Source organism: Streptomyces sp. NPDC008139, from assembly GCF_042957025.1.
GTDB lineage: Bacteria > Actinomycetota > Actinomycetes > Streptomycetales > Streptomycetaceae > Actinacidiphila.
Window position 1 is genome coordinate 114,305 of sequence record NZ_JBIBHM010000011.1, and the last position, 11,091, is coordinate 125,395.

Annotated in this window: 10 protein-coding genes; 4 read left to right on the forward strand and 6 right to left on the reverse strand. The window is 72.9% G+C overall.

All coding sequences use genetic code 11. The features are described from left to right. Positions 1 to 297: 297 nt before the first annotated feature. Complete coding sequence (locus tag ACFZBB_RS23950; RefSeq protein WP_391125891.1) at positions 298 to 1,314, reverse strand: GNAT family N-acetyltransferase; 1,017 nt, start codon at positions 1,312 to 1,314, stop codon at positions 298 to 300. A gap of 97 nt (positions 1,315 to 1,411) precedes the next feature. Further along, positions 1,412 to 2,056, reverse strand: coding sequence for a uridine kinase (locus ACFZBB_RS23955; RefSeq protein WP_391125894.1), 645 nt, complete (start codon positions 2,054 to 2,056; stop codon positions 1,412 to 1,414). A 246-nt stretch (positions 2,057 to 2,302) separates the two neighbouring features. Here ACFZBB_RS23955 and ACFZBB_RS23960 point away from each other — a divergent pair, with 246 nt between their 5' ends. Both ACFZBB_RS23960 and ACFZBB_RS23965 read left to right on the forward strand, forming a co-directional pair. After that, positions 2,303 to 2,497, forward strand: a complete 195-nt coding sequence (locus ACFZBB_RS23960) for a hypothetical protein (RefSeq protein WP_188279792.1) — start codon at positions 2,303 to 2,305, stop codon at positions 2,495 to 2,497. 192 nt (positions 2,498 to 2,689) lie between these two features. Then, entirely contained in the window at positions 2,690 to 4,318 is a 1,629-nt protein-coding gene (locus ACFZBB_RS23965; RefSeq protein WP_391125897.1) for a hypothetical protein, read from the forward strand. A gap of 211 nt (positions 4,319 to 4,529) precedes the next feature. On the opposite strand, the gene ACFZBB_RS23970 is transcribed toward ACFZBB_RS23965, so the two are convergent. Beyond that, a complete protein-coding gene (locus tag ACFZBB_RS23970) occupies positions 4,530 to 6,041 on the reverse strand; it encodes an aminotransferase class I/II-fold pyridoxal phosphate-dependent enzyme (protein ID WP_391125900.1) in 1,512 nt (503 codons plus the stop codon). A gap of 199 nt (positions 6,042 to 6,240) precedes the next feature. Here ACFZBB_RS23970 and ACFZBB_RS23975 point away from each other — a divergent pair, with 199 nt between their 5' ends. Then, on the forward strand, positions 6,241 to 6,924 hold the full coding sequence (locus ACFZBB_RS23975; protein WP_391126285.1) for a YitT family protein: 684 nt from the start codon (positions 6,241 to 6,243) through the stop codon (positions 6,922 to 6,924). Positions 6,925 to 7,180: 256 nt separating this feature from the next. After that, entirely contained in the window at positions 7,181 to 7,555 is a 375-nt protein-coding gene (locus tag ACFZBB_RS23980; RefSeq protein WP_093713023.1) for an RNA polymerase-binding protein RbpA, read from the forward strand. A 173-nt stretch (positions 7,556 to 7,728) separates the two neighbouring features. Here the strand turns inward: ACFZBB_RS23980 and fxsA are convergent, their stop codons facing one another. The 3 genes from fxsA to lnt form a co-directional block, all read right to left on the reverse strand. After that, on the reverse strand, positions 7,729 to 8,331 hold the full coding sequence (fxsA, locus tag ACFZBB_RS23985; protein WP_391125903.1) for an FxsA family membrane protein: 603 nt from the start codon (positions 8,329 to 8,331) through the stop codon (positions 7,729 to 7,731). Between the two features lie 151 nt (positions 8,332 to 8,482). After that, positions 8,483 to 9,247, reverse strand: coding sequence for a glycosyltransferase (locus ACFZBB_RS23990; protein WP_391125906.1), 765 nt, complete (start codon positions 9,245 to 9,247; stop codon positions 8,483 to 8,485). Beyond that, positions 9,247 to 10,860, reverse strand: a complete 1,614-nt coding sequence (gene lnt, locus ACFZBB_RS23995) for an apolipoprotein N-acyltransferase (RefSeq protein ID WP_391125909.1) — start codon at positions 10,858 to 10,860, stop codon at positions 9,247 to 9,249. Before lnt ends, ACFZBB_RS23990 begins: the two co-directional genes overlap by 1 nt. Between the last annotated feature and the right edge of the window lie 231 nt (positions 10,861 to 11,091).

Consider the following 11,091-nt stretch of genomic DNA (forward strand, 5'->3'; position numbering starts at 1 on the left):
CCCGCAGGAGGCGAAGCTAAACGACCGGCCGAGCGGCGGGCAACCAACCGTGATCGTCATCGGGCACCCCGAGCGGAGCGTGGTCACTCCCGGTCATCCGGCGTCATCGCTGCGTGTGCGGGCCGCTCACCGTCCGTGCCTCCGTGACCGATTCCTGGTGACAAACCGCCCGGATCGGGAACAGTGGGTACATCGGAGGAATCGGACCGTGTTCCCGAGGTGATGCCGCTCACTGCGGACCGGTCGAGTGAGCCGCATCACGCCTAAATGCCCGATTTAATACGCTACTTGGGGATATCAGTAGCTGCCGGGCGAGCCGCCGATCCGGCCGTCGAGCGACCTGCTGAGCCGGTACGCGACCGGCCGGAAGCCGACCGCGGGCCAGTGCCCCGCCGCCAGCGGTGAGGCGGAGTGCCAGCGGGCCGACATGTAGCGGTGGCCGTGGTCGTACGCCCAGGCCAGCGCGGTGGCGAGCAGGACGCGGCTGACGCCCTCGCCGCGCGCGGAGGGTTCGACGTACGCCTCGGCCAGCTCCACGCAGGACTCGGGGATCACCGGGTCGGGCGTGGCGGGGACCAGCAGCACCATGCCGATCTCCTCGCCCCTGCGGGAGGCGATCCAGGCGGCGCTGCGCGGGTCGCCGAGCGCGTCGGCGTAGTAGACCCGCAGGGCGGCGAGCGCCCGTTCCGGCTGGGGCTGGAACACCGCGGACTCGCGCTGCCTGCGCGAGGACTCGGCGGCCATCCGGCCGATCTGCGGCAGGTCGCCGACGCCCGCGCGCCGGATGCCGAGCCCTTCGACGCCGCGCGGCTGGCGCCCGCGCGCCTTGACCGCCATCAGACCGTGCACCAATTCGCGGCCGAAGCCGAGGTCCGCCCAGGGCAGGGTGGCGGTCTCCCCCGCGGGCACGTCGACGTAGTGGACCAGCCGTCGCTCCGCGACGAGCCGGGCCGCGACGCGGGCGTACAGCGCGCGCAGCACCTCCGACTCGCGTCCGCCGGGCAGCGCGTGACCGCCGTGCGGGACCAGCGCGGAGTGCGGGTGACTGCGCAGCCCCGCCGGGTCGTCCTGGGCGAGGTCCACCGGGACGGCGGCGAGGTGTCCGATCAGGCCGCCGTCGCCGTCGAGCGCGCGGGCGGCCTCGAGACCCGGAACGCCGATCAGCTTGCCCAGCAGCTCCTCACCGCGCACGGGGCCGTCGGCGAGCCACGACCGTTGCGACGGCGGGCGGCGGGCGCGCGCGAACCAGCGGTCGTAGCGCTGCACGGCCTGGGGTATGTGCTCGGTGGTCAGCGGCGCGATGGCGACAGTCATGGTGGATGGGGACGCTAGCGGGGTGCGCGGTCCCACGGCAAGGCGAGGCCGGACCGGCGGCGGCCGGGAGGTCAACGGGCTTGCGCGCGACGGCCGTTCAGCCTGTCCAGGCGGGGTGTCTCGGGTCGTCGGCACGTACCAGGACATCGGCGGTCTGTTCCGGCATCGCCTCCTGGTCGTAACGGTCGAACGCGGGCAGCGTCCACCGGTCGGCCTGCGCCGTGCGCCGCTCCAGCGCGGCCGGGGACAGCCGCAGATGGACCGTCAGATCGAACGGCAGCCCCTGCCCGAGGAGCAGCGGCCCGTCGAGTACGAGGACGCCGCCGGGCGGCAGGCGCACGTAGTCGGCGCGCGTGGCGCGGTCGGTGGCGGCGTCCCACAGCGTCGGCAGGACGCGGCCTGAGCCGCCGGGGCCGAGCGGGTCGAGCACTTCGCGGCGCAGCGCGCCGGTGTCCAGCCAGAGCTGGTAGTACGCGTCGGCGTCCCGGTGGCCGTACTCGTACCGCAGGGACGCGGGCCGCAGGAAGTCGGCGGCGCGCACCCGGAGCGCGCGGCGGCCGAGGGCGGGCAGCGCGGCGGCGACGGCGTCTGCCAGATCGCCGGGACGCGCGGCGTCCGCGCCGTCCACGGCCACCCGCCACCAGGGCCCCGGCCCGTCCGCGCTCACCCCCGCGGTCGCGTCCGCGATCCGCTCGGCGAGGGTGTCGGCCAACCGTGACCAGGTGATCGGGGTGAGCTGCACACCGGCCATCCTGCACCGCCGTCACCCGTTCGGGCGACTTCGCTGCGCCAGGAGCGGGGCGGGGGGCGCGGTGGGCACATGAACCGGTCCTGGCGGGCAATGCTCGCGCCGGACACCGTTCGCCGCCTCCCCCACATGGTGGAAATTCGCTACAAATCACTCATTTGCCACCGTGCGTGATCTATTACTTTTTGTGAGCCTGGAAGAACTCATGGTGACCGTCCCCATCACCCAGGAGAAAGCCAAATGATCCTGTCGATCTCCGGCGTCGTCCTACTCGGCGTCATCTGCTTCCTGTTCTTCCGCAAGGACGGGCTGAAGGTGTCCCACGGCCTCGTCTGCGCCCTCTTCGGCTTCTACCTCGCGGGCACGGCCATCGCCCCGAGCATCAAGGCGGGCGGCGCGAGCCTGGCCAGCCTGCTGGGCGGGATCAAGGTCTAGGGCCCCGGCCTGGGACCTGGCCGTCGCCGGCGGGCGGCCACTCCAGTACGGGCCCGGCGCGGTCGTCCGCTCCGGGCCCGTGTCCATTCCGGCCGCCGCCCGTCCCCCCGCCGCACCCTCAGGGCGCCGCCCTTCCCCACGCGGCCCTTCCCGCACCCGAAGCCCGAACCCGAACCACCCATGGAGCACCCCGTGGCCAGGCGTCCCCTTCCCAGCATTCTGACCAGCCGACCCGCGCTCGTCCGTGGGCGCGATCTGGCGCGTACCGCGGCAGACAGCGCCACCGACGTGCTCCATCCGGTCATCACCATCGCCCGCGGCATGCGCAAGCAGGTGCTGTGGGCGGGCGGCTGGTGGGGCCGCACCCCCAAGGACCGCCGCGGCCCCGCGCTGCTGCTGGCCGCCGCGGGCGTGGTCGTCGTCGTGATGATGCCGTACGGCCCGCTGCTGGCGATCGGCGCGATCATGGCGTCCGCCGCGTGGATGGGCCGCGACCGCACCCCCGCCGCCCCGGCGGGCCCGAGCGAGGCCGAGACCGGCCGGCTCCAGGCGCTGTACGAGGCGCTGGTGCCGTACCTGTCGGACGCCGGGGACCCCGCGCCGCTGTACGCGCACGAGGGAAGCTGGGAGAAGGTGTTCAGCGAGTACGAGTTCCAGGGCGGGCGGCTGGCCCGGCTGCACCTGCGCTACCCGGCGTACTTCACCGACGGCGAGGCAGAGTCGCGCGCCCGGGTGGAGCAGCTTCTGCACGCCAAGGCGGGCCGGGGCCGGGAGTACCGCTTCGACTGGAACGAGGAGGAGAACCACCTCACCCTCACCGCGCTGGCGCCGCTGCCGACCGACATCGTGGCGCAGCGGTTCATCACCTCGCCCGGCGAGACGGTCCTCGGCTTCACCGACGCCGGGGCCGTCCAGCGGACGGTGCCGGTGACCGGCGGCGAGGGCACCAGGGACGCCCCGCCGGTCGTCTGGCGCACCGGCCCCCGCTCCACCGAGCCGCACCTGCTGGCGCTCGGCCAGCCCGGCACCGGCACCACGAGCCTGCTGCGGTCCATCGCGCTCCAGGCGCTGGTCCACGGTGACGTGGTGGTCGTGGACGGCAGCGGCACCGGTGAGTACGCGTCCCTGATCGGGCGGCCCGGCGTCCTCGCCGTGGAGGGCGGCCTGTCCGGCGCCTCCGCCACCCTCGAATGGGCCGCGCACGAGACGGAACGGCGGCTCATCGCCGTCAACCGGGCGCGGCAGAACGGCGATCCGGTCTCCGAGGACGTACGCCGTCCGCTGTGGATCCTGGTGGACCGGCCCACCGCGCTGACCCAGCTCGCCCTCGCCGAGGGGCGGCCCGACCCGCAGACGCTCCTCGACGTCCCGCTGCGGCACGGGCGCGCGGCCAATGTCGCCGTCGCCATCGCCGACCAGCTCGACGCCACGGAGGCGCTCGCGCCCGTCGTGATCGCCCAGACCCGGGCCCGGGTCGTCCTCGGGCCGCTCGCCCCGGAGCACGTCGAGGCCGTTCTCGGCGCCCCGCAGCGCACCACCCCGGCCGCCGACGTTCCTCCCGGCCGCGGGTACGCCCGGCTCGGCACCGGGCCCGTCCTGCGCCTCCAGGTGCCCTCCACCCCCGACCCCTACGACGACGAGTGCGCCCAGTCGCACCGCGACGCCGTTCTCGGCCTCCTCCCCACCACCTCCGAGGCCGAGGCCGACTCCGTCGAGGTCCCCGAGCCCGAGGAGTCCTCTCCCGCCGTCCTCGAACCGGCCCCCGTCGCCCTCCGCAAGGACGCCGTCGTCCGCACCGTCGCCGACCTGGAACTCGGCTAGCCCCTGCCTCTAGCCGCACGACGGGACGTGCCCCGTAGGGGCGCGGGGAGCTGCGCGACCAGCCGTCCCGGCGGCGAGCTGTGAGAACCGGCCTCAGCGGGTCAGTTGCTGTCGTGTCCGGGCTGACAGCCCGTCGTGGCTGAGCACGCAGTTCCCCGCGCCCCTAAAAGAGCGGCGCGCCGCCCCGGCGCAAAGGGGCCGCAGAGGGGCCCTAGGCCACGAAGAGGCCGGTGGTTTCGCCGTCGGCGGCGCCGCCGGAACGGACGACGTGGGCGGCTTGGGCAAGCCGGGCGGCAGCCTCGGCGGCGGCGGCCCCGCTGACGGTGAAGGGAAGCCGGATGTACGGCTCGAAGGCACCGTCAACGCCGAAGCGGGGCCCGGACGGCACACGGACACCGAGCCGTTCACCGGCGACGGCCAGCCGCGAGCCGGACACGTCACCGGTGTGGACCCACATGGTCATACCGCCACGGGGCACCGCGAAGTCCCAGTCGGGAGTGTGCTCACGCAAGGCGGCGACGAGGTCGTCGCGACACTCGCGGGCCCGCTCGCGGCGAGCCGCGAGGGCCAGGTCCCAGCCGCCGCCGCGCAGCAGCCAGGCGACGGCGAGCTGATCGACGACGGGCGAGCCGATGTCGAGGTAGGCGCGGGCCGAGACCAGGCGGCGTACGACGTCCGGGGTGGTGCGGACCCAGCCGATCCGCAGCCCCGCCCAGACCGCCTTGCTGGCGGAGCCCACGGTCATGACGGTGCCGCCGCGGTCGAAGGCGGCCATCGGCCGCACCCCCGACTCCTCACCGTCCAGGACGAGTTCGGCCATCGTCTCGTCGGCCACGACGACCGTGCCCGCCGCGCGCGCGGCCTCGACCAGGTCGCGCCGCTGGTCCTCCCCGATGAGACTGCCGGTCGGGTTGTGGAAGTCCGGCATGACGTACGCCATACGCGGTGCGGCGTCCCGCAGCACGCGCCGCCAGGCGTCCATGTCCCAGCCGCCGAGCCCCTCGCGCAGCGTGACCGGCACGAGCCGGGAGCCCGTCTCGCGGAAGAGCTCCAGCACGTTGGCGTAACTGGGCGACTCGACGGCGACCCGTTCGCCGAAGCCGACCAGCCGCCGGGCCGCCGCCGCGATGGCGCCCATCGCCCCGGTGGTCACCATGATCTGCTCCGGCATGGTGGGCACACCGCGCGCGGTATAGCGGTCGGCGATGGCCTCGCGCAGCACCGGCAGCCCCGCGGGGAAGTCGCCGTGCGTGGCGGCGTAGGCGGGCAGTTCGGCGAGCGCGCCCTCCATGGCGCGGGTCAGCCACGGCTCGGGCGCGGGCAGCGAGGCGCAGCCGAGGTCGATCACGGACCCCGCGGCGTCCGGCGGCAGCGGCTCCAGGCTGCGCGAGGGCAGCACATGGCCGTCGGGGATCGCGGTCCAGCTTCCGGCGCCGCGCCGCGAGCGGGCGAATCCCTCGGCGCGCAGCGCCTCGTAGGCGGCGGCGACGGTGGTCCGGCTGACGCCGAGCGCGAGAGCCAGTTCCCGTTCTGCGGGCAGCCGCGCGGCGACCTGTACCCGGCCTTCGAGCACCAGCAGCCTGATCCCGTCGGCCAGCCCCCGGTAGGCGGGCAGTTTCCGCCCGTGGCCCGCCGCCGCTCCGGCGCCGCGGCCGCTTTGCGGGCGTGGTTCGAGAAGCCGGGCGAGGTGCGCGGCGCCGACCGTCGCAGTCCACTGGGACACAGAAATCAGTCCACCTTCCACAGATTGGCCGTGGATTCGAAGCACTTACAGGCCACAGAGTGGCATGTGCGCCAACACGTCCGCCAGGGGGGTTCCGTTGTTCTCGTCGTTCCCGCACCCGTCGCTCTCGCCGGTCCCGTACCGCCGCCTCGTCCGTCTCTACGTCGGGCTGGTCCTGTACGGGGCCAGCTCCGCGCTGATGATCCGCGCCGCGCTCGGCCTGGACCCGTGGGACGTCTTCCACCAGGGGCTGTCCCGGCTGACCGGACTGAGCATCGGCGTCGTCTCCATTGTCGTCGGCGCGGCCGTTCTGCTCCTGTGGTGGCCGATCCGGCAGCGCCCCGGCCTCGGCACGGTCTCCAACGTCTTCGTCGTGGGCCTGGCGATGGACGGGACCTGCCGCCTGGTGCCGCACGTGGAGGCCCTGGCCGTACGCGTCCCGCTGCTGCTGGCCGGGGTGGCGCTCAACGGCCTGGCGACCGGCCTCTACATCACCGCCCGTTTCGGCCCCGGCCCGCGCGACGGCCTGATGACCGGCCTGCACCGCAGGACCGGCCGTTCCGTACGGCTGGTGCGTACCGGCATCGAGGTGACCGTACTGGCCGCCGGTTTCGCCCTGGGCGGCGGCGTGGGAGTCGGTACGGTGCTCTACGCGCTGGCCATCGGCCCGCTCGCGCAGTTCTTCCTGCGGGTCTTCGCGGAACCGGGGGGAGAGCCGGGTCCGGTCGTGGTCAGGGACGGGGCCAAGGACGCGACCAGGGACGGGGATGTGAATTCGGATACGAATTCGGGTGCCGACGCGGGCTCGACCCCGGACGTAATGCCCGCTTCTGCGGTGATTCGTCGGGACGCGCCCGAACGCGCTGTGGTCGATCCGATTTAGCCGGAGGCGGTGCGGACCGGTAGTGTACGCGGTTGGCCCAGCAGCTTGACCGTTACTGCACGCAAAAGATATGACGACACCGGGTGACATCTCCGCCCAGATGTGACAAACCGGGCACCGGTGGGTACAAACAGGGGCGACACGACGGGCGACGCATCTCCCTAAACGGGAATCTTCACCGCCGACCGGACGTTGACCGGATGACGACGACAGCGACACCTGTCCTGTGGGCGACCAAGCCCGGGAGGCACGATTCATGAGTGAGCGAGCTCTCCGCGGCACGCGACTCGGGGCCACCAGCTACGAGACCGACCGCGGTATCGATCTGGCCCCGCGCCAGACCGTTGAGTACGCATGCCGGAACGGACATCGATTTGAGATGCCGTTCTCGGTTGAGGCCGAGATTCCGCCGGAGTGGGAGTGCCGCGCCTGCGGCCAGACCGCCCTGCTGGTGGACGGAGAGGGCCCGGAGGAGAAGACGACCAAGCCCGCGCGCACGCACTGGGACATGCTGATGGAGCGGCGCACGCTCGAGGAGCTGGAGGAGGTGCTGGCCGAACGGCTGGCCGTCCTGCGCTCCGGAGCGATGAACATCGCCGTGCATCCGCGCGACAATCGCAAGAGCGCCTGACAGCGCGGGCTCACCCATGGGGGCACCCCAGGGATCACCTCCCCGGGGACCAAGGCCCCCCGACACTTCCCCGCCGGGGGCGGAGCACCTGCTCCGCCCCCGGCGGTTTTTTGCGTGGCGCGGCGCTGATCCCGAGATCTGCGTGGCGCGGACCGCCGGACCTGCGCGCATGATCAGTCCCGGTGGTCGACGACCTCGCCCTGGATGACCTTGCCGTCGGGCTTGTGGATCCGGATCTGCTCGTTGGCGTCCCGCGCCTGCTGGAAGAGGTCGCCGACGGAGCCGGGCTCCGCGGCGGCGGTCCGGGCCGCGAGGGCGCGGGCGTTGAGCCGGTCGACGCCCTTGCCGATGAGCCTGCGGGTCGGCGGGAAGAGCAGGAACAGCGCCACGGCGTCGGAGATGAAGCCGGGGATGATCAGCAGCAGGCCGCCGAGCATCGCCAGTCCGTTGCGCCCCTTGCTCGCGGCGGGCGGGGTCGGGGCCGCGTTCGGGTCCCGCGCGGCCTGCGCCTGGGCGGCCTGCACCTGCGCGGTCAGATTCCGCCACGCGCTGCGCCCGGCCCGCTTGACCGCGCTCGCGCCCAGGATCAGCCCGGCGACGATCAGCAGGAAGACCGTCAGCCCGCTGGTCGCCCCTGCCACCATGATGAGCAGCCAGATCTCCAGCACCGCCCAGGCCGCGACAGCCAGCGGCAGGATGGTGCGGACGCGCGAACGGCGCCGTCGCTGCGGGCCGGGCTGCTGCGGACGGACAGAGGGCGGAGTGCTCATCGTCATAGCTCAAGTGTGCCAAAGATCAGGTAAAGACCGGATCGGTGGACGCTTCCCTCTTCGGGTTCCGCGGGGATTCCCGCGGACGCCCGTGCGCACGTCCGTGCGTCACGCCCCCGCCTGCCCCACGAAGGGGCCCAGGGGGCCGTGAGCGGCCTTACGGCTTGCGGCCGACGATCTTGCCCGCCCGGGAGCCCACGCCCCACGCGGTGACCCGCCACAGCGCCTCGACCACGATGTTGCGGCTCATCTTGCTGTCGCCGCGCTCGCGCTCGACGAAGGTGATCGGCACCTCGACCACGTGGAAGCCGCCCTTGACCGCGCGCCAGGCGAGGTCCACCTGGAAGCAGTAACCGGCGGAGGCGATCTCGGCCATGCCGAGACCTTCCAGGGTCTCCTTGCGGAAGGCGCGGTAGCCGCCGGTCACGTCGCGGATCGGGACGTCCAGCAGGAGCCGGGAATACGTGCTGCCGCCGCGCGACAGATACTCGCGGGACTTCGGCCAGTTGACGACCCGTCCGCCCGGGATCCAGCGCGAACCGAGCACCAGGTCCGCGCTCTTGAGCGCGGTCAGCAGCCGGGGCAGTTCCTCCGGCTGATGGGAGCCGTCCGCGTCCATCTCGACCAGGACGCCGTAGCCGTTGTCGATGCCCCACTGGAAGCCGGCGAGGTACGCCGCGCCCAGGCCCTCCTTGCCCTGCCGGTGCAGGACGTGGACCTGCTCGTCGGCGCCCGCAAGCTCGTCGGCGAGCTTCCCGGTGCCGTCCGGGCTGTTGTCGTCGGCGACGAGGATGTGGGCGTCGGGTACCGACGTGCGCACCCGCTGCACGATCGGCTTGATGTTCTCGGCCTCGTTGTAGGTCGGGATGATGACCAGAACCTTGCCGAGCGGCCCGAAGCTCCGCTGCTCGCCGTCGTTCACTACTGCCCCTTTGCCATGCCCATGCGTGTGCGGTCGCGCCTGCCGAGCGCGAAGGCGACCGCACAGGACAGGAGCCCAACAATAGCGAGTGACCACTCAGGAACCGTACCGACGCGGTCGGCGAGAGTGATCTCGTCGCGCAGCGGGATGTCGGCACTCAGCACCTGCTGGGTGAACTCCGCGCTTTGCTGTTCGATCTTGCCATCAGGAGCGACGATCGCACTGATTCCGCTGGTCGCGGCGGTGACGATGGCGCGGCCGTGCTCGACGGCGCGCAGCCGGGACATGGCGAGCTGCTGTTCGGGCTGGCCGGTGCGGCCGTAGGTGGCGTTGTTGGTCTGGACGACCAGGGCGCGCGCCCCGGCTTTCACCGTGTCGCGCACGATGCCGTCGTAGGCGACCTCGAAGCAGATCACGTCGCCGAGTTCGGCCGGGCCGATCCGCATCACGCCGGTGCCCTTGCCAGGGTAGAAGTCCCGCGGGATCTGGTTGAGCATCGGGACGACCTTGGTCAGCGCCTTGCGGAAGGGCACGTACTCGCCGAACGGCACCGGGTGCTGCTTGGTGTAGTGGGCGCCGGGGCCGGTGACCGGGTCCCACACGATGCCCTCGTTCTGCACGTGGTCCTCGTCCGGGCCGTCGACCAGGGCGCCGACCAGCACCGGCACGCCCACCGCCTTCACGGCCTCGGCGATCTTGTCGTACGCCTCCGGGTACGTGAAGGGGTCCAGGTCGGAGGAGTTCTCCGGCCACAGCACGATGTCGGGCTTGGGCACCTTGCCCGCCTCGATGTCGGCGGCGAGCTTGAGCGTGGCCTGTACGTGGTTGTTGAGGATCTGCATCGGGCGGCCGAGGAAGTGCATGCCGGGCTGCTGCACATTGCCCTGGACGACGGCGACGCGCACGTGGCCGACGGCGTTGGTGTGCACCGGCACGAGCAGGCCGGACAGCAGGACGGCCACCGACAGGGCCAGGGCGGTCACGCCCGGCAGGACGGCGGCGCGGCGGGCTTCGTACGCCCGGTACCCGGCCAGGGCCGCCGCGGCCAGCAGCGTGCCGCTGAGCGCCACAGCGAAGGTCACCAGCGGGGCGCCGCCGAGCGCGGCGAGCGGGGTGTACGGGGAGGCGGTGTTGGCGAACGCCAGGCGCCCCCACGGGAAGCCGCCGAACGGCAGCCGGTCGCGTACCAGCTCCTGTGCGACCCACAGGCACGCGGTCCACAGCGGCCAGCCCGGCAGGCGCCGGGCGAGCACGATCAGCGCGGCCATCAGCACGAGATACGCCGCCTCGACCGCCGACAGCAGCGGTACGGCCAGCCAGATCACCGAGCGCAGCCACACCAGGAGCCACAGGAAGAAGGGGAACGCGAAGGCGAAGCCCAGCCAGGCCGCCTGGCGCACCGTCCTGCCCTCGAGCACCAGTGCCAGGGCCGCCACCGCCACCACCGACAGCGGCCACACCCCGTACGGCGGAAACGCCAGCGCCAGCGCGCAGCCGCTCACCGCGGCCACCGCCGACCTGGGCGCGGCCGCCCGCGCCGCCGCCGCGAACCGCTCGCGGCGCGACGACTTCCCCTCCGCCCCAACCCCTGGAGCCGCTGACGGCTCCGTCAACGGCTCAACCGCGGTCGCCGCGGAAACGGTGTCGGGTCGCGGGCGCACGTCGCGGCCTTTCTTGCAGGTGAAGTGGTGATGAAGGCGACGGTACCCCGCCCCACCCGCCTGGGGGCACCCCCGGACGAAGTCTGGGAGCGCGAGGGCAACGGAACCGGCCCAGGCGCCCATCGGGCCGACCTGGGATCCTCCCCCAGACTCCGTCCGGGGGGACCCCCAGACTGCGGGACA

What these genes read in the sequence shown, in the direction of transcription:
- ACFZBB_RS23950 (WP_391125891.1), bottom strand. Translation starts at nt 1,314, where the DNA reads ATGACTGTCGCCATCGCGCCGCTGACCACCGAGCACATACCCCAGGCC.
- ACFZBB_RS23960 (WP_188279792.1), top strand. Translation starts at nt 2,303, where the DNA reads ATGATCCTGTCGATCTCCGGCGTCGTCCTACTCGGCGTCATCTGCTTC.
- ACFZBB_RS23975 (WP_391126285.1), top strand. Translation starts at nt 6,241, where the DNA reads ATGATCCGCGCCGCGCTCGGCCTGGACCCGTGGGACGTCTTCCACCAG.
- ACFZBB_RS23980 (WP_093713023.1), top strand. Translation starts at nt 7,181, where the DNA reads ATGAGTGAGCGAGCTCTCCGCGGCACGCGACTCGGGGCCACCAGCTAC.
- fxsA (WP_391125903.1), bottom strand. Translation starts at nt 8,331, where the DNA reads ATGACGATGAGCACTCCGCCCTCTGTCCGTCCGCAGCAGCCCGGCCCG.